Annotated in this window: 14 protein-coding genes and 2 tRNA genes; 5 read left to right on the plus strand and 11 right to left on the minus strand. The window is 64.6% G+C overall.

Annotated features, from left to right (window positions below; translation table 11 throughout):
* Positions 1–2 precede the first annotated feature (2 nt).
* Positions 3–539, plus strand: coding sequence for a DUF1697 domain-containing protein (locus tag AUR_RS02865; protein ID WP_062097076.1), 537 nt, complete (start codon positions 3–5; stop codon positions 537–539).
* A 6-nt stretch (positions 540–545) separates the two neighbouring features.
* Here the strand turns inward: AUR_RS02865 and AUR_RS02870 are convergent, their stop codons facing one another.
* The 10 genes from AUR_RS02870 to AUR_RS02915 form a co-directional block, all read right to left on the minus strand.
* Positions 546–2,165 carry a GTPase gene (locus AUR_RS02870; protein WP_062097078.1) on the minus strand — a complete coding sequence of 540 codons (1,620 nt, stop codon included), beginning with the start codon at positions 2,163–2,165 and terminating at the stop codon, positions 546–548.
* Positions 2,162–3,838, minus strand: a complete 1,677-nt coding sequence (locus tag AUR_RS02875) for a dynamin family protein (RefSeq protein WP_082694405.1) — start codon at positions 3,836–3,838, stop codon at positions 2,162–2,164. Before AUR_RS02875 ends, AUR_RS02870 begins: the two co-directional genes overlap by 4 nt.
* Positions 3,839–4,040: 202 nt before the next feature.
* Positions 4,041–4,116 (minus strand) — tRNA-Glu (locus tag AUR_RS02880).
* A 127-nt stretch (positions 4,117–4,243) separates the two neighbouring features.
* Positions 4,244–4,315, minus strand: a tRNA-Gln gene (locus tag AUR_RS02885).
* 126 nt (positions 4,316–4,441) lie between these two features.
* Positions 4,442–5,182, minus strand: coding sequence for an HAD family hydrolase (locus AUR_RS02890; RefSeq protein ID WP_021470908.1), 741 nt, complete (start codon positions 5,180–5,182; stop codon positions 4,442–4,444).
* A 12-nt stretch (positions 5,183–5,194) separates the two neighbouring features.
* Entirely contained in the window at positions 5,195–6,715 is a 1,521-nt protein-coding gene (gltX, locus tag AUR_RS02895; protein WP_021470909.1) for a glutamate--tRNA ligase, read from the minus strand.
* A 122-nt stretch (positions 6,716–6,837) separates the two neighbouring features.
* Entirely contained in the window at positions 6,838–7,614 is a 777-nt protein-coding gene (locus tag AUR_RS02900; RefSeq protein ID WP_021470910.1) for a fumarylacetoacetate hydrolase family protein, read from the minus strand.
* 51 nt (positions 7,615–7,665) lie between these two features.
* Positions 7,666–8,484: an MBL fold metallo-hydrolase gene (locus AUR_RS02905; protein ID WP_062097082.1), complete on the minus strand. Its 819-nt coding sequence runs from the start codon at positions 8,482–8,484 to the stop codon at positions 7,666–7,668.
* A gap of 200 nt (positions 8,485–8,684) precedes the next feature.
* A complete protein-coding gene (locus AUR_RS02910) occupies positions 8,685–9,797 on the minus strand; it encodes a branched-chain amino acid aminotransferase (protein ID WP_021470912.1) in 1,113 nt (370 codons plus the stop codon).
* A 119-nt stretch (positions 9,798–9,916) separates the two neighbouring features.
* A complete protein-coding gene (locus tag AUR_RS02915; RefSeq protein ID WP_021470913.1) occupies positions 9,917–10,969 on the minus strand; it encodes a 3-isopropylmalate dehydrogenase in 1,053 nt (350 codons plus the stop codon).
* A 117-nt stretch (positions 10,970–11,086) separates the two neighbouring features.
* On the opposite strand from AUR_RS02915, the gene AUR_RS02920 reads away from it, so the two are divergent.
* From AUR_RS02920 to AUR_RS02935, 4 genes are all read left to right on the plus strand, one after another.
* Positions 11,087–12,271, plus strand: a complete 1,185-nt coding sequence (locus tag AUR_RS02920) for a sensor histidine kinase (protein ID WP_062097084.1) — start codon at positions 11,087–11,089, stop codon at positions 12,269–12,271.
* 4 nt (positions 12,272–12,275) lie between these two features.
* Complete coding sequence (locus AUR_RS02925) at positions 12,276–12,989, plus strand: response regulator (protein ID WP_062097086.1); 714 nt, start codon at positions 12,276–12,278, stop codon at positions 12,987–12,989.
* A 90-nt stretch (positions 12,990–13,079) separates the two neighbouring features.
* The gene (locus tag AUR_RS02930; RefSeq protein WP_062097088.1) at positions 13,080–13,874 is read left to right on the plus strand and encodes an ABC transporter ATP-binding protein; all 795 of its coding nucleotides are present in this window, start codon (positions 13,080–13,082) and stop codon (positions 13,872–13,874) included.
* A gap of 2 nt (positions 13,875–13,876) precedes the next feature.
* Entirely contained in the window at positions 13,877–16,360 is a 2,484-nt protein-coding gene (locus AUR_RS02935; protein ID WP_128397041.1) for an ABC transporter permease, read from the plus strand.
* 114 nt (positions 16,361–16,474) lie between these two features.
* On the opposite strand, the gene metG is transcribed toward AUR_RS02935, so the two are convergent.
* On the minus strand, positions 16,475–18,034 hold the full coding sequence (gene metG, locus AUR_RS02940) for a methionine--tRNA ligase (protein WP_062097092.1): 1,560 nt from the start codon (positions 18,032–18,034) through the stop codon (positions 16,475–16,477).
* Between the last annotated feature and the right edge of the window lie 32 nt (positions 18,035–18,066).

Here is an 18,066-nt window from a genome sequence, read left to right on the forward strand (position 1 = left end):
CCATGGAGAACTATGCAGTGTTTCTTCGCGGAATCAATGTCGGTGGCATCAACATCAAGATGGCTGACCTCAAGGCTGCATTGAAGGACTACCCCTTCACCAAGGTCAAGACCGTGCTGGCCAGCGGCAACGTGGTACTGCAAAGCGAACTTGGCCCTGCCGAGGTGAAGTCCCGGTTCGAGGAATGCCTGCGCGAGTCCTTTGGCTACGATGCGTGGGTGGTGGTCCTGACCGCTGCCCGCGTGGCCGAGTTGGTGGAGGCTTGCCCCTACCCCGCGGATGACAAGTCCACCCACAGCTACGTCACCCTCGCCTCGGACGATGCCATGCTGGACGAACTCTTCGACGCGGGTGAGGCCCTTGGCGGCGTCGAGCAGACCCGGCTGGGACCAGAGGCGTCCTCGTGGCTGGCTCCGGCAGGGGGCACCTTGGACAGCCCCTTCAGCAAGTTGTCCGCCAAGGCCCGCTATAAAGCGACGACCACCACCCGTAACCTCCGGACGCTGATCAAAGTCCGGGACGCCGCCGCCGCCCCCTAGGTTCAATCAGCTCTTCAGGGCTGCCTTCAGCGCCGCGTTGAACGATTTCAGCTTCCCGATCCCGGCCTTGACGGGTTCCACAATGCGTTGGCCTGCTACCTCGGCCACAGCGGAATTGAGTCGTCGGGCAACGCCGCGGGCACGGATGCGGGCAGCCCAGCCCCCAAGTACACGGCCGGCCACAGCCAGGACGAGTCCCAGCACCACTCCCCCGGCGACCATCAGGGTCGGCCAAGGCCATCCTTCCGTACGCGGCACCTCAGGGACAGGCATCTGGAAATAGCCGAGCACCGCCAGGACGCCCAACCAACCAAGCCCACCAAGGGCCAGCAGGAACGCGAGCCACTGCAGCGCGTTGAATATCCCCCACCACAGGGGACGTGTGGAGGCTTTGAGGTCCGTTGTGGCGATGGCCTGGTCCAGCGCATCGGGCAACTGCTCACGGCCCTCGCGCGCCGCACTGCGGATGGCAGCCCGCCATGGGCCGGGCGCTCCTTCCGAGACGTCATCGGCAAAGTTCCGCACCGCAGCATCCGTCCTGGCACGTTCAGGAGCTCCGGCCGGCGGCAACGATGTGCGGTTCAGTTCGGCTTTGGTGTCTGTTCTGCCCAGGTTCAGCCGACGCAATGGATCCGGACGGAAACGCAACAACCAACGCGTCACCGGCCAGCCTGTGCGCCGGGCCGACTCGCGCTTGAACGAACGGGCCACTGCATCCACCACCACGGGAACATTGGCCGCGATGGCCAGCTCCTTGGCCAGAGTCTTGGTCGCGCCATCAGAGATCCCGCGGGCCTCGCCTGTTCCCGACACCTGGCGAAGCCCGGCCGCAGCGGCCGAAACGTCGGCGGAGAGACGCCGCGTTGCAGCTTCCCTTCGCACCACGACGTCCTTGATGGCCCCGCGGACCGTGACAACGCCGTCGCCGGTCAGCGCGGAGGCACCCATCACGGGAACTCCCGGCAACCCGTCCCTCGCAAGGATTCCGCGCAGCGACTCGATGACCAGCGCGGCGTCGTCCGGGTTGAGTTTGTCCAGTTGGTTCAGGACCACCAGCGTGACCGAACCATGGGACGCCATGGGACGCAGGAAATCATTATGGACCGCGGCGTCGGCGTATTTCTGCGGGTCCAGCACCCACACCAGGACGTCGACCATCCCGGCCAGGCGCTGCACCAGTTGACGGTTTTCCACCTTGGTGGAGTCGAAGTCGGGCAGGTCCAGCAGGATCAGTCCCGTACTGTCATCCGCCAGTCCCGGCACGGAGGGGAGGCTGTGCCGCTCCTGAACACCCAGCCAATCAAGGAGCGGGCCGCTGCCGTCCACGCCCCAGATGCCGGCAAGGGGGGCCGAGGTGGTGGGCCTTCGTGCTGCCGCCGTGGCGAGGCTGCTGGCGGAAACTGCGTTGAACAGCGAGGACTTACCGCTGCCGGTCGCACCGAAGAAACCCACAACAGTGTGCCCGGCGGACAGTGAACGCCGTGACGTTGCCCTCTCCAAGACCTCGAGGACGGCTTGCAAGGCGGACCCCGGCAAAACCCCTTCGGCCAATTCCCTGGCTGTGTTCAGCGCTTCCAGGCGCGTCTGCAGGGCTGAGGATTCCCGCACAAGGCTGTGCCGGCTCATGCTGATCCCGCCAAACGGCGCAGTGTGCGCGCGTGCTGGCGCAAACTTCTTCCGCTGATCGGCCGGGCGTCGTCCAGCCGGTCGAGGAAACGCGCCCGCTCACTATCCAGGAGCCGCTGGCAATGCACGTGCAAATCCTCCCTTGCCTGATGTGCCAGGCGACGGACGGCGTCCTCGCCGAACACCGCTTCAAGCAGCCTCTGACCCACCACTGCGGTACCGCCGGCGATGCCGATCTCAAGCCCGCTCAATCCGGCCGTCATGGAAAAGACCACCACCATCAGCGCCGCCCCGAGTCCGTTGATGCCAAAGGAAAGCCACCGGGCCTGGGTCCGCTTTCCCTGACCCTGCTCACGGATCAGTTCCATGAGCCCTTCCTGCCATTTCCGGATTGCCGCTGCGGCGCGGACATCGAAATCCGGCGAAGTCCCGGCAAGATCGTCGGTTCCCAGCAGCTGGCGGCCGGCAGGCTGCGATCTCCACCGCCGGTCCACGTTTTCCGCGGCGTTCGCCGCCTCATCAAGGATGACTGCTTGAAGGCCCGTCTCAATGGCTGTCTCCACTTTCACCGCCGGGGCCGGCTCCCCGCGGAAATAGGCTCCGATGCGATCCCTGATCCTGCCCACGTTTTGCTCCACGGCACGGAAGAATTCACCCGTGCCAACAAAGTCCTGCCACCTGGCCAGGACCTCACCCCGGAGCAGCGCGCCATCCTTGGTGGCGTCGAGAATCCGCTTTAGAGCTTCCGAATACTCCGCCACGGCGCCCTCGCGGAGTTCGCGGGCAGCGGCTTCCTGGGCATCGGCAAAGTCAGCGATGGCCTCCATCCTGGTTCCCACGGCTTTGACGGCGCCGTTGAGGGTCCGGCGGGCAACCGCACTCCGCTCACCGGCATCCGCAGCCAATCCCTGGAGCCAGCTGCGCAGCGAATCCACCGAGCCGGCGGGAAGCATCCCCATGGCATCCAGCGGGGATTCGTGGATCACGAACAACATGGCCCCGCCCAGTCCTTGGGCGGTCAGCATGGCCTGCAGGTCTTCGCGGACCACCGCTTCCGCCTCGGGCGGTACGCGGTCCAACACCACCGCCACGGTGATGTCCCGGGAAGCCGCGTCCAGCAGCAAACGCCAAGGTACGGCGTCGGCATATCTGTTTGCGGTGGTGACAAACACCCAAAGGTCCGCCGCCGCGAGCAACTGGCCTGCGAGCCGGCGGTTCTCATCGGAAATCGAATCGACATCGGGGGCATCGAGCAGGGCCACGCCTTGGGGCACCTGCTCTTGCTCCAGCAGTACCAAGGAAGTCATCGCGGAGGCGTCCGGGGTTGCCCCTGCCTGGCTGGCGGGGACCGGGTGTGCGGCCACAGTGCCGCGAATGCGCTCGAGGCCTGGGAGGATCCGGCTGCCTTCGAACCACGCAGCATCCGCCGGGTGGTGCAGCAGGATGGGTTGCCGGGTTGTGGGCCGGATTGCCCCTGACCGTGTCACGGGATACCCCACCAGCGCGTTAACGAGCGTCGATTTGCCGGCACCGGTGGAACCGCCGACGACGGCGAGAAGCGGCGCGTCCAGGCTGCGGTAGCGGGGAAGGACGTAATCGTCCAGTTGCGCGAGGGCTGCCGTGATCCAGCGGCGCCCCTCGTCGGCGTCGGAAAGCGCGAGTGGCAGCGTCATGACTGCGAGTTCGTTCCGGGCTGCCTCGAGGGTGTCCGCGGGTCCCTCCGTCGCAGACCCTGCCGGGAGGGCGCTCGGTGAGGTGGGTTCTTGATCTGCGGTCACTGCTTCATCATGCCAGCCCCGAAGGCTGCCATCCTTGCAAGCAGGGTGCGTTGTGGAAAAAAGAATTCCCCCGGAACCATGTTCCGGGGGAATTCGGTGGTGACCCCAGCGGGATTCGAACCCGCGTTACCGCCGTGAGAGGGCGGCGTACTAGGCCGCTATACGATGGGGCCTTGCACTATTATCCCCGTTTCCGGCGATCAAGCTGAATGAGTATTTCATACATTCAGCTTGTTTCCAAATCGTCTAAACGATTTGAATTCTCTGCGTTTTTCAATACTTTCGTAATGAATTCCAGAGCTGGGATACCAGGACTCGAACCTAGAATGACGGTACCAGAAACCGTAGTGTTGCCAATTACACCATATCCCAAAGTGACTTTCGGGCCGGACCTCCAATCCTCGGTTTCCCTTGGATTTTCCCTCCGTGCCCCTCAGCACGAGTAATTACTCTACCCGAGTCTTTTCACCTGCACAAATCGCGGAGGCGTTAGCTGCGTCACAACGAGTTGGGCTCCAAGGCAGGCGCCTGGAGCAGCAGCGCAGACAGAGAGTCCACCTGCCGTCCGGCAAAGTCTTCCACCACTTCCCCGGTGCGGTTGAGCCATACGCCCACCAGGCCGGCGGCCGTCGCACCTTCGGCGTCGAGCAGCCTGTTGTCTCCGACGTACAGGGTCTCCCCCGGCGTGCTGCCCAGCAGGCGCACGCCCTCAAGATAAATCGCCGGCTCAGGCTTGGCGGCGCCTACCGTGTCCGTCCCCACCAGGATCTTGATGCGATCGAGCCCGGCACCGTCGAGCTTGGCGCGCTGGTAATCGTGGACATTGTTGCTCACCGCGCCGTAAGGGACACCCGCAGCATCCAGGGCGTCCAGAACACCCGCGACGTCGGAAAAAGCGCGGACATAGGCAACCTGGCGCTGATGATAGTCAGCTACCCAGGCCTGCGATGCCTCGCCCTCGTCCAGTTCCACCCCGAAATGACCCAGGGCGGCCCGGCCCCGGAGCAGCCGCTGTTCATTGAAGGTTAGTTCGCCGGCCAGGTACCGGTCGTAGAAGTGCGTGGTTTCGTGAGTGAATATCCGGCCGAACTTCGCCCACCCGGCCTGGTCCAGGCCGGGCAGGAGATGTTCGCTGACCTCGCGCAGGGCCGTGGTCATGGCGTACTCAAGGTCCACCAGGGTGTCATCGATGTCAAAAAGCACACCGCGAATGGTGCCGAAGGAACGTGAGATTGCCATGTCAGCCCCCTGCTAGCCCCGGAAAGCCCGGACGCGTGCCAGTGAGGAATCCTTGCCGAGGATCACCATGGACTCGAACAACGGCGGCGAGATCCGACGCCCGGAAATGGCTGTGCGCACAGGACCGAAGGCTGCACGCGGCTTGATGCCAAGGTCCTCGACCAACGCCTGCTTCAACGCGGTCTGGATGTTTTCCGCGGTCCACTCCTGGATGGGCTCAAGGGCCGCAAGCGCTGCGTCGAGGACTTCCTCGAGGTTGGCCGGAAGGCCCTTCCGGGCGTCGTCGGCGATGTCGATTGCGTCGTCCGCCTTGAAAAGGAAGGCGAGCATCTCGGGAGCTTCGCCCAGCAGGGCGATACGTTCCTGGACCAAGGGGGCTGCTTCCCTCAGAATCTCTTCCTGCCTGGGCGTCAGGATCTCGCCTACGAAACCGGCAGCCCGCAGATACGGAACCAGCCGCTCTTCGAACACCTCGGGAGCCAGCATGCGCACGTGCGTTCCGTTGATGGCCTCGGCCTTCTTGAGGTCGAACCGGGCAGGGTTGCCCAGGACGTCGTGGATGTCGAAGTTCGCCACGAGCTGTTCCACCGTGAAGATGTCCTCGTCCGCGCTCAACGACCAGCCCAGCAAGGACAGGTAGTTCAGGAGTCCTTCAGGAATGAAGCCACGTTCGCGGTGCAGGAACAGGCTGGATTCGGGATCGCGCTTGGAAAGCTTCTTGTTGCCCTGGCCCATGACGTACGGAAGGTGGCCGAACTCCGGCATGTACTCTGCCACCCCAATGGCGTAGAGGGCGCGGTACAGGGCGATCTGGCGCGGTGTCGAGCTAAGGAGGTCCTCGCCGCGAAGGACATGGGTGATGCCCATCAGTGCGTCGTCCACGGGGTTGACCAGGGTGTACAGCGGCGCCCCGTTGGCCCGCACCACAGCAAAGTCGGGAACTGATCCAGCCTTGAAAGTGATCTCGCCACGGACGAGGTCGGTAAAGGTGATGTCCTCGTCCGGCATCCTCAAGCGCAGGACAGCGTCACGGCCCTCCGCCTTGAACTGGGCCAGCTGTTCCTCGGTGTGGTGGCGGTCGAAGCCGTCATACCCGAGCTTTGGATCGCGCCCTGCAGCCCGGTGGCGTGCTTCGATTTCCTCCGGAGTGGAGTAGGACTCATAGACGTGTCCCCCGGCCTTGAGCTTGGCGATGACATCCTGGTAGATCCCGCCACGCTGCGACTGCCGGTACGGCTCGTGTGGGCCGCCAACCTCAACGCCCTCGTCCCAGTTGATGCCCAGCCACTTCAGCGCATCCAACAGCTGGTGGTAGCTTTCTTCGCTGTCACGGGCTGAGTCCGTGTCCTCGATGCGGAAGATCAGCTTGCCGCCGGTGTGGCGCGCATAGGCCCAGTTGAAGAGGGCCGTCCTGATCAGCCCCACGTGGGGCGTTCCGGTGGGCGACGGGCAAAAACGGACCCGGACGGGGGTCTCGGCATTGACGGCGGGGATGGCGCTGGAGGCAGGGGTCGACGCAGAAGCAGTAGTCATAGTGCTTCCAACTTTACCGCTTGCCGACGCCCTGGTTTCCCGCCAGGAAGCGCCCGACGACGACAGCCGCGTGCCGCCGTCGGGCCTTCCATCAGGAGGTGGCCACCTACGGTGGTGGTCGCCTAGCGGCGGACCACCGGGTTGGACAAGCGGCCAATGCCTTCGACCTCGACCTCGATGCGGTCGCCCTCGGAGATGAGGCCGACCCCCGCGGGCGTGCCGGTCATGATGACGTCGCCGGGGAGGAGTGTGAACGCCTGCGAAACGATGGAAACCAGCTCACGCACGCCGCGGATCATTTGTGTGGTGTTGCCGTCCTGCCGGAGTTCACCGTTGAGGCGGGCCTGGACTGCGAGGTCGTCCGGATCCAGTTCGGTCTCGATCCATGGACCCAGCGGAGCGGAAGTGTCAAAGCCCTTGGCCCTCGCCCACTGGAGGTCGGTCTTCTGGACGTCGCGGGCCGTAAGGTCATTGCCGCAGGTGTAGCCGAAGATAACGTCCTCTGCGCGTTCCTCCGGTACATCCTTGCAAATACGGCCGATCACGACGCACAGCTCGGCTTCGAAGGAAACTTCCTCGGAAAACTCCGGAAGCACGATCGGATCGTTGGGGCCGATCACGGCGGTGTTGGGCTTGAGGAACAGCAGCGGGTGCTGGGGAACTTCGTTGCCAAGTTCGGCTGCGTGCTCGGCGAAGTTGCGGCCCACGCCGATGACTTTGCTGCGCGGGATGATCGGTGCCAGGAGCCTTACGTCTTCAAGCTTGTGCTTGACGTGGGTACGTTCGACGCCGTTGAAGAACGGGTCGCCGTTGATGACAGTAATTTCCTCACTGCCGGGCTCGCCGTCGACGACGCCGTAAAGGGGATCAGAATCTACTACAAACCGGGCGATACGCATGGGCACAAGCCTACCGTCCGGGGCAGCCGGATCCGGCAGGTCAGGGCAGGCTCAGCTGCGCAGATAGTCCAGCTGCGCAGCAACGGAGGTCTCGGCCGCCCACCTGACGGACGGATCGACGTCGGCGTAAACCACGTCGGTGACCTCGGCGACGGTAGCGGACCCGCCTACTTGGATCAGGGCAGCCCTGATCTGCGCCAGGCGCTGTTCCCGATGGTCCCGGTATTCACGGCATTTCTCGTCCAGCGCCGGCAGGACCGGGCCATGCGCCGGGAGCAGCGTGGCCGGGCCCAGTGCTTCAAGCCGATCCAGGCTGGCAAGGTACTCCCCCAGCCGGCCGTCCGGGTAGTCCAGGACGGTGGTGCCGCGACCGAGGATGGTGTCGCCGGTAAGTACCGAGCCCGTGGGACCATCCGTCGGCAAGTGGAAACAAAGTGAATCCGAGGTGTGTCCGGGAGTAGCGATGACCCTGATTTCCACACCGCCGCCGTAAATGACCTCGCCATCACTGAGGGGCTCGCCCCCGTGGCAATGCTCGGGAAGGGCCGCGCGGACCGGCGCGCCTGTCAGCTCATGGAAGCGTGCCGATGCCTCGGTGTGGTCGGCGTGCCGGTGAGTGATCAGGACAACGTCCACAACGCCCGCAGCTGCAAGCGCTGCCAGGTGCTCCTCGTCCTCGGGACCGGGGTCAACGATCGCCACGTGCCCGGAACCCTCAGCGGCAATCACGTACGAGTTGGTTCCGTCCAGGCTCATCGGACCCGGGTTGGGCGCCAGCCTGAAGCGCGTCAGTTCGCTGCTCCGGGTCAACGGGGATGGCGCCGGGTGCGTGGAGGGCTGGTCAGTCGAAGCCGGGTCAGTGGAAGTCACCCGTCCATCTTCGCATCCGGGACGCGACAGAGGAACGCGGGAAAATCCGTCGGGAGGTGACAGAGGAACGCGGGAAAACCGTCGGGACGTGACAGAGGAACGCGGGGACGACGGCGGCCCCCGCCGTGGCGAGGCGTTGTCACCTCAAGCGGGGGCCGTCGTCGTAATTCCGGCCGTACCGGTAGTACCGGCAGTACCTGCTAGACCAGGCGGGTCAGCCAGCCGTGGCGGTCTTCGACCTTGCCGGTCTGGATTCCCAGGAGCTGTTCGCGGATGGCCATGGTGGTCTCGCCCGCTTTGGCGTCCTCGGAACCGATGAACTCGGTGGCGTCCTTGAGGACACCGATCGGGGTGATCACGGCTGCGGTGCCGCAGGCAAAGACTTCGGTGATCTCGCCGGAAGCAACACCGTCGCGCCACTCGTCAAGGGTGATCTTCCGCTCTGAGACCTCGCGGCCCATGTCCTTCGCCACCTGGATCACCGAGGAACGGGTGACGCCTTCGAGGATGGTGCCGCTCAGGGCCGGAGTGGCCAGCGAACCGTCCTTGAACACGAAGAAGACGTTCATGCCGCCAAGTTCTTCCACGGCGTCGTCGTTGAAGTGGTCCAGGAACAATACCTGCTTGCACCCGTTCGCTTCGGCTTCCTGCTGCGCGATCAATGAGGCAGCGTAGTTGCCGCCGCACTTGGCCGAACCGGTTCCGCCACGGCCGGCGCGGGCGTACTCACGGGAAATCCAGATCGACACCGGCTTCAGCTCCCCGCCGAAGTAGTTGCCGGCCGGGGAGGCGATCACGCGGAAGGAGACCTCACGGGCTGCCCGGACACCCAGGAAAGCCTCCGTGGCGATCATGAACGGACGCAGGTACAGCGCTTCCCCGTCTCCGGAGGGCACCCAGTCCTTGTCCGCCTGGACCAGCTCGCGGATGGCCCCGAGGAAGTACTCCTCAGGCAGCTCGGGCAGGGCCAGGCGGCGGGCGGACTTGTTCAGGCGCGCGGCGTTGGCCTCGGGGCGGAACGTCCAGACCGAACCGTCGGCGTGGCGGTACGCCTTGAGCCCTTCGAAGATTTCCTGTCCGTAGTGGAGCACGGCAGCTGAGGGATCCAGCATGATGGGGCCGTACGGTTCAATGCGGGCGTTGTGCCAACCGCCATTGCCTTCGGCGTCGACCTTGTAGTCGACGACGGCGGTGTGGTCGGTGAAGTAGTCGCCAAATCCCGGGTTTGCCAGGATGGCTGCACGCTCCTCAGCAGATTTCGGGTTGGCCGAAAGCTGCTGGCTGAATTCGACGCCATGGGCAGTCTGAGTCATGTTTCCTCCACAGTCAGCTACCTGGCAGTGCGAACCGCGGCCCCCAAAAGGGGTGGTTCAGCGATGGACCAGGGAAGCAGGTAAATAATTCAAGACAAGCTTACGCCTGAGTATTGGGCCTAAAGTGCTGCCGCAATGGCGTCGCCGATCGCAGCGGTGCTGCGCGGCTCGCCGGTGCGGGCTTCGACGTCGGCAATCACTGCCGCTTCGATCTTGCGGGCTGCCCCGGTGTAGCCGAGGTGCTCCAACAACAGCACTGCGGACAGGATCGCAGCAGTGGGATCAGCCTTCTGCTGGCCTGCGATGTCCGGGGCCGAGCCGTGGACGGGTTCGAACATGGACGGTGCGGTGCGGTCCATGTTGATGTTGCCTGATGCCGCCAGGCCGATACCGCCGGTGACGGCAGCTGCGAGGTCGGTCAGGATGTCGCCGAACAGGTTGTCCGTGACGATGACGTCGAAGCGGGACGGGTCCGTGACCATGAAGATCGTGGCGGCATCGATGTGCAGGTAGTCATGCGTGACCTCGGGGAACTCCTTGGCCACGGCTTCCACAGTGCGCTTCCAGAGGTGGCCCGCGTAGACCAGGACGTTGTGCTTGTGGACCAATGTCACGTGCTTTCGGGGACGCGCGCTCGCACGACGGAAGGCATCACGGACCACCCGCTCCACCCCATGGGCGGTGTTCAGCGACACTTCGGTGGCTACCTCATGCGCGGTTCCGCCGCGCAAGGTTCCGCCGTTGCCGACGTACGGTCCCTCTGTTCCTTCACGAACCACAATGAAGTCGATCTCGCCGGGGTTGGCCAGCGGACTGCCCACGGAGCTGTAGAGACGCGAGGGCCGCAGGTTGACATAGTGGTCCAGGCTGAAGCGCAGCTTGAGCAGCATTTCGCGTTCGATGATGCCTGAGGGAATGCGGGTGTCCCCCGGGGCTGCACCGACGGCGCCGAAAAGGATTGCGTCTCGTGTCCGAAGATCGTCGAGTACTTCGTCCGGGAGGGTCTCTCCTGTTTCAAGCCAGTGCTGGGCGCCCAGTTTGTAATGGGTCTGCTCAAGGGTGACGCCTTCGGCGGCAAGAGCCTTTTCCAGAACCTTGACGGCTTCGGCGATGACCTCGGGGCCGATGCCGTCGCCGGGGATGACAGCGAGATTGATGGACGATGCATTCATAGGTCTATCTAGCCAAGCAATCCACATGCTGGTCAAAATCGTCTCACTTCTTGAACAGCCGCGATGTCAGACCACGGCATGATGTGTGCGGCCCGGCGCAGCACTTAGAGTCATGGAGTGGATAGAAGGCACGCGATATACGAATGGTTCCGCACCAACCGCTTCACAGTGGACCTCACTGCCGCCATCATCCTCGTCCTCCTCTTCGGCCCTGTGTATCTGCTCGCCGGACGACCCTTCCTCTTCCTGTTGTCGTGCTGCCTCCTGTTGCCCCTCGCGTGGCGACGGACCCGCCCGGAGGTGGCGGCGGGCGTCGTGGTTCTGGTCTGCCTTGTCCAATGGGCGGCGGGGGCCGAGCCGGTGGCGGGGCAGATAGCGGTGCCGCTGGTGATCTATGCGACCGCGGCCTACGGACCGGCGTGGGCCAGCCGCGTCGTGCTGCTGCTGGGGCTGCTGGGAGGCGTGATGCTGACCACCCGCGAGTATTCGGGGTCGGCAGCTTCAGGCATCCTGGGCCTTACCATCGGAGCCTTGTACACCGTACTGATCTGGATGCTGGTGCTGGTGAGTTGGACCTTGGGCGACCTGACGCGCGTGCGGCGGCTGCAACTGCAGGCGTTGGAGGACAGGACCCGCCGCCTGGAGATCGAGCACAACCAGGAGCGCCAGCTGGCAGCTGCCGATGAGCGTTCCCACATCGCGCGGGAAATGCATGACATCGTTGCCCATTCACTGTCCGTGATCATCACGCAGGCGGACGGAGCCAGGTATGCGGCAGCGACGAAACCCGAACTCGCCACCGAAGCGCTGGCCACCATCGCCGCTACTGGCCGCGACTCGCTCGCCGAGATGCGGCGGCTCCTTGGTGTGCTCCGTTCCGACGACGGCTCCCCCACTCGTCCGCAACCGCGCCTTTCGGACCTGGACGAGCTGCTCCTCGGCTTCAGGGCGGCCGGCCTGCAGGTGTCCTTCGAACAGAACGGAACACCGCGCCGGCAGTTGCCCGCCGGTGCCGAACTGACCGCCTACAGGACCATCCAGGAAGCCCTGACCAATGTCATTAAGCACGCAGGCCCCAGCGCCACCGCAACCTTGGTGTTGACGTGGCAAAACCGCGGACTGGAGATTGATATCAGTGACGACGGCCGGGGCGCCGCAGCCGATCCGCCCGTGCCGGGAGGCGGCAACGGCCTTCCGGGGATGGGCGAACGCATAGCCCTCTACGATGGTTCTTTGTCCGTCGGCCCGCAGCAGGGCGGCGGATTCCGTGTGTCCGCTTTCATTCCGTATTCGGAGGCTTGATCCTTTGCCCCACCTTTCTCCCCCTATCCGCGTAGCACTCGTCGATGACCAGCAGTTGGTTCGTAGCGGCTTCGGCATGCTCATCAACTCCCAACCCGACTTGGAAGTCGTGGCCGAAGCGGGCAATGGCATCGAAGCAGTCCAGGCCTTGAACGCCACGGCGGCCGACGTCGTCCTCATGGACGTCCGGATGCCGGGCATGGACGGGATCGAGGCAACCAGGAGGATCCTGGAACAGGCGGCAACCCAGCCGGAAGGCTCGCAACGGGCCGAGGTCAAGATCGTTGTCCTCACAACCTTCGACCTTGATGAATATGCCTTGGCCGCCATCCGCGCAGGTGCCAGCGGCTTCCTGCTGAAGGACGCCCCGCCGGAGGAACTGCTCGAAGCTATCCGCACCGTCTACCGCGGAGATGCCGTCATCGCGCCTTCCACGACGCGGCGCCTGCTGGACCACGTGGCACCCCTGCTGCGCATGCAAACCCCGGAGCAAAGCGAGCACGCGGCGGCTGTTGAGCGGCTAACGGCCCGCGAACGCGAAGTGTTCACCCTGATCGCGCAGGGGAAATCGAACCCGGAGATCGCGGCGGAATTGTTCCTGTCGGAGGCGACCGTCAAGACCCACGTGGGGCACATCCTCGCCAAGCTTGGTGCCCGTGACCGCGTCCAGATCGTGGTGATCGCGTACGAAACCGGAGTGGTGTCCCCCGGGCTGTAACTCCCCTCAGACCACGGTATGAGAGCAGGTGCCAACCTTTGGACCCGTGGCCCGATCTGCCGGATACCAGCTGCTGCATAGCGTGGGAGCATGACAACTTTCACGTCCATGCCACACCCTTCAACACCGGACCACCCGACCCCTGCCGACGCCGCTCCCGGGCGTCCCGCCGTCGAGGCCTTCTCGCTGAGTAAAAGCTACGGACGCGCCGATACCAAGGTCATCGCGTTGAAGGACGTCAGTGTCAGCTTCGACGCTGGCAAGTTCACCGCGATCATGGGCCCTTCCGGGTCCGGCAAATCGACACTGATGCACTGCCTCGCCGGATTGGACTCTGCAGACAGCGGACGGATCCTCCTTGGCGGCACTGAGTTGACCGGGCTCAACGACAAACAACTGACTGCCCTCCGTCGCGAGCGGATCGGCTTTGTTTTCCAGGCATTCAACCTGGTGCCAACGCTCACTGCTGAACAGAACATCACCCTCCCGCTCGCCTTGGCCGGTAAAGACGTCGACGCCGGGTGGTTGGCAAGTGTCGTCGCCACCCTTGGGTTGAAGGACAGGTTGCGGCACCGGCCCCACGAGCTGTCCGGAGGCCAACAGCAGCGTGTCGCCGTTGCCCGCGCGCTCTTGACGCGCCCCGACGTCGTTTTCGGCGATGAACCCACCGGAAACCTGGACTCCAAGGCCGGCGGCGAAGTCCTTGCGCTGTTGCGGCGCAGTACCCGGGAGATGGGGCAAAGCATCATCATGGTGACCCACGACCCCGTCGCCGCAAGCTATGCGGACAGAGTGGTGTTGATGAGTGACGGTGGCCTGGTGGGCGAGATCCACCAGCCCACCGCGGACTCCGTCCTGGCCGCTCTCGGCAAGCTGGGGGCCTGAGCGTGCTGCGAGTAGCCCTGTCCCAACTCAAGACCCATTACCGGCGCTTCATCGCCATCGGCTTGGCCGTGATGTTGTCCGTGATGTTCCTGTCGGCCACCCTGATGGTGGGTGCCAGCACCAATGCCTCGCTCGGGGCGAGCATTGGCGAGGCTTACCGGAACGCCGATCTGGTGGCGACGCCCAGGAACGGGAACCCGTTCAGCAAAGCGGCGGTGGACGCCGCCGCGTCGTCGCCGGCCGTTGACCAGAGCTATGCCGAACGGTCCACCTACGTGACCTTCGAAGCAAACGGCGAGCAGTTCGGCCGGCTGCGGAACGCGGCGCCCGCCGGACTTGAAGGGGCCGAGCTGGTATCCGGCACAATGCCCCTGAAACCCTTCGACGTACTCTTGGACGCCAAGACGGCCCGGCACCTGAACCTGGACCCCGGCAGCACGATGGAGTTGCGGGGTTCCGGACCGGAAGAGAAAGCCATAGTCACGGTTTCCGGCCTGGTCCAACCCACGAATGATCCCTTCGCCTCTTCCGCCGCACAACTGACTGCCGGTGGGACCGTCCTCGATGCTGTCCTGGGCGCGGGGACAGGACATAGCGGGGCCCAATTCAGCGGGGTTCAATTCATTCTGAAGCCCGGCGAGGACGTTGCTGCCGCGAAGGAGTACATCACACACCGCATGGAAGCGGCCGGAGCCGAGGGGCCGGTCCTGCAAACGGCACAGGAAAAGGTCACCGCCACCGTTGCGATGTTAAGCGGAGGCCAGGACCAGCTCACCATCGTCCTGCTCGCCTTTGCCGGTGTGGCCATCCTAGTGTCCATGCTGGTGGTGTCCAATACGTTCTCCGTGCTGGTTGCCCAGCGCACCAGGGAATTGGCTCTGCTGCGCTGCCTGGGGGCGGGGCGCCCGCAGATCCGCGGCTCGGTGATCGTGGAAGCACTGGCGGTTGGTTTCTTTGCCTCGGTGCTCGGTGTCGCCGCCGCGGTAGGGGTCATGTCCGGCCTCGTCGCGTGGGCTGCAACCCAGCCCGGGCAAACGTTCGCCACGCTGGCCGTGCCGCCGTCGGCCGTTATTGCGGGGCTGCTTGCCGGTACCCTGCTGACCGTCATCGCCGCGCTGGTCCCCGCGAAGGCGGCCACCGCCGTCGCACCTCTTGCTGCCTTGCGTCCGGCCGATGACGCGTCTGTCCGGACCCGTCGCGGCAAGGTGCGGTTGGTACTGGGCGCGGTGGTCCTGGCCGGCGGAAGTGCCTTGCTGGCGTTTGGGAGCGCCTCGGTCTCCTTGGAGGTCGCCCTGCTTGGCGGCGCCGCTTCCTTCATTGGAGTTTTGCTCTGCTCCAGCCTCTTCATTCCGGCTGTGGTGTCCTGGGCAGGGCGGTTGGCTTCGCCGGCCGGGGTGCCCGGCAAGCTTGCCGCCGTCAACGCCACGCGCAACCCGGCCCGGACCTCGGCCACGGCTGCTGCTTTGTTGATCGGAGTGACGCTCGTGTCGCTCATGATGACCGGTGCGTCAACAGCCAGGCAGGCATTCAACAGCACCCTGGGCGAGACGTATCCCGTGGACTTGGCCGCCCCTACCGCCGTGGGTCCGGATGCCGGCGATGCGCAGCAGGCCCTGGACAAGATCCGCGCTCTGGACGGTGTCAGCGCAGCTGCCCTCCTTCAGCCGGTGGGCCGCCTCGCCGACGGGTCGGCGCCCGACGGCGGCGGCGCCATCTACGCCCTCGGCAGCGCCGACGCTTCTGCCGTGCTCCGGGACGAAAAACTTCGACCCGCACCCGCGAAGGTCTACCTGCCCGAGGACTCGCCCACCGGCCCGGCGTCCATCACGACGGCGGCCGGCACGGTAACCCTCGACGCTACGGTCCTCACGACGCGGCATATCCCGCCCTTCGTGGCCGATTCCACGATCACCGCCGGTCCGCTCACGGAAGCACCGGGGATGGTCTGGGTCAAGGTGGCGGACTCCGTGTCCGGCGAGCAGGTGCAGGCAATCCAAAAGAACATCGCAGCTGCCTTGGGCGTACCTGAGCGGACGGTCAGCGGCGCGGCCATAGAGCGGGCGACGTTCAACAGCATCATCGACGTGTTGCTCCTGGTGGTCACCGGGCTGTTGGGGATCGCGGTGGTGATCGCGCTGATCGGCGTCGCCAACACGCTGTCTCTGTCCGTCCTGGAACGCACCCGGGAAAACTCGCTGCTTAGGGCGCTCGGCCTGACCAAGGGCCAGCTCCGTGGGATGCTCGCCATCGAAGCCGTGTTGGTGGCCGGCGTGGCAGCCGTCCTGGGTGGTGGCCTCGGCATTGTCTACGGCTGGCTCGGTGCCCAGGCGACGCTGGGCGGCATGGCCGACGTCATTCCTTCCGTTCCGTGGGGACAGCTGGCGGCCGTGTTCGGCGTCGCCGTGGTCGCAGGGCTCCTGGCCTCGGTAGTGCCGGCCCGCCGGGCAGCGCGGTTGTCCCCGGTGGAGGGACTCGCCACCGCCTGACGCTCTGTCACATCACCACGCTTAAACGAAAACGCTCTTCCATCTTCCCCGGATCAACGGAGGGAGGTGGAAGAGCGTTTGCCGTGTGGTGGCGGTAGGTGAAAGAGCGTTCACCTAGGCTTCGGCGGGTTCCTCGTAGCGCGGGAACACCGGAACGGGTGCGGGAAGCTCCGTGCCAGGCTGGATGGGCGCCGCGATCGCGGTAAACAGGCGGGCAGGGCCTTCCGGCTGTCCCAGCACCTCAAGCAACTTGGCCGACGACGACGGCATGACCGGCTGGGCGAGGATCGCCACGATCCGGACCACCTCCAAGGTGACGTAGAGGACCGTGTTCATGCGCTCGACGTCGGTCTTCCGCAGCACCCAGGGCGCCTGCTCGGCAAAGTAGGCGTTGGTATCCCCCAGCACCATCCAAATGGCTTCGAGGGCGCGGCTGAACTCCTGCTTCTCAAACGCGCCGCGTGCCGTCTCCAGCAACTTTCCGGCTTGTTCGAGCAAGGCTTGGTCCTCGGCCGTGAAAGCACCCGGCACGGGCACCTTGCCCTCGCAGTTCTTGGCCACCATGGACAGGGAGCGCTGCGCGAGGTTGCCGAAGTTGTTTGCCAGGTCCGAGTTCATGCGGCCCACGATTGCCTCGTGGTTGTAGCTGCCGTCGGCACCGAACGGTACTTCGCGGAGGAAGAAGAAGCGGCACTGGTCCAAGCCATAACGCTCCACGAAGTCCCGTGGGGCAACGACGTTGCCGAGGGACTTGGACATCTTGACGCCGTTGTTGGTCAGGAAGCCGTGGATCATGACGCGCTTGGGCAACTCCAGCCCCGCGCTCATGAGGAATGCCGGCCAGTAAATGGCATGGAACCGGGAGATGTCCTTGCCGATGATGTGCACGTCCGCCGGCCAGAACTTCTTGAACGATTCCGACTCCGTGTCCGGGTAGCCCGCGCCGGTGAGGTAGTTGGTGAGGGCATCCACCCACACGTACATGACGTGTTTCTCATCCCCGGGAACCGGGACACCCCAGTCGAAGGTGGTCCGGCTGATGGAGAGGTCTTCCAAGCCACGCTTGACGAAGCTGATGACCTCATTGAACCGGGACTGCGGCGCGCCGAAGTCGGGGTGGGCTTCATAGAGGGCGAGCAGCTTCTCCTGGTAGGCCGACAACCTGAAGAAGTAGCTTTCCTCCGCCGTCCACGTCACCAACGTGTCCGTTTCCTTGGAGTAGCGGAGGCCGTCTTCCTTGACCACGGTGTCGTCCTCGACGTAGTACGCCTCGTCGCGGACGGAGTACCAGCCCTCGTACTTGGACAGGTAGATATCGCCGTTGGCTTCCATCTTCTTCCAGATGGCCTGCGAAGCGGCGTAGTGGTCCGGATCGGTGGTGCGGATGAACCGGTCGTAGGAAATGCCGAGGTCCTGGCTCATCTGCTTGAAGGCAGCAGAGTTCCGGTCGGCCAGTTCCTTGGCCGTCAGGCCTTCCTTCTCCGCGGACTGCTGCATCTTGAGTCCGTGCTCGTCCGTTCCGGTCATGAAGAACACCTCATGGCCGTCCAGACGCTTGAACCGCGCCATGGCATCGGTGGCAATGACCTCGTAGGCGTGGCCGATGTGCGGCACGCCGTTGGGGTAGCTGATGGCCGTGGTGATGTAGAACGGGGATTTCTCTGCAGACGTCACTCTAAGAAGTTACCTTTATTTTCAGCGGAAGA

The organism is Paenarthrobacter ureafaciens (assembly GCF_004028095.1).
Lineage (GTDB): Bacteria > Actinomycetota > Actinomycetes > Actinomycetales > Micrococcaceae > Arthrobacter > Arthrobacter ureafaciens.

Bases quoted from the DNA above. Each gene is read 5' to 3' on its own strand.
- AUR_RS02915 (WP_021470913.1), bottom strand. From the start codon at position 10,969: ATGAATGCATCGTCCATCAATCTCGCTGTCATCCCCGGCGACGGCATC.
- AUR_RS02910 (WP_021470912.1), bottom strand. From the start codon at position 9,797: ATGACTCAGACTGCCCATGGCGTCGAATTCAGCCAGCAGCTTTCGGCC.
- AUR_RS02930 (WP_062097088.1), top strand. From the start codon at position 13,080: ATGACAACTTTCACGTCCATGCCACACCCTTCAACACCGGACCACCCG.
- AUR_RS02890 (WP_021470908.1), bottom strand. From the start codon at position 5,182: ATGGCAATCTCACGTTCCTTCGGCACCATTCGCGGTGTGCTTTTTGAC.
- AUR_RS02870 (WP_062097078.1), bottom strand. From the start codon at position 2,165: ATGAGCCGGCACAGCCTTGTGCGGGAATCCTCAGCCCTGCAGACGCGC.
- AUR_RS02875 (WP_082694405.1), bottom strand. From the start codon at position 3,838: ATGACGCTGCCACTCGCGCTTTCCGACGCCGACGAGGGGCGCCGCTGG.
- AUR_RS02900 (WP_021470910.1), bottom strand. From the start codon at position 7,614: ATGCGTATCGCCCGGTTTGTAGTAGATTCTGATCCCCTTTACGGCGTC.
- AUR_RS02865 (WP_062097076.1), top strand. From the start codon at position 3: ATGGAGAACTATGCAGTGTTTCTTCGCGGAATCAATGTCGGTGGCATC.
- gltX (WP_021470909.1), bottom strand. From the start codon at position 6,715: ATGACTACTGCTTCTGCGTCGACCCCTGCCTCCAGCGCCATCCCCGCC.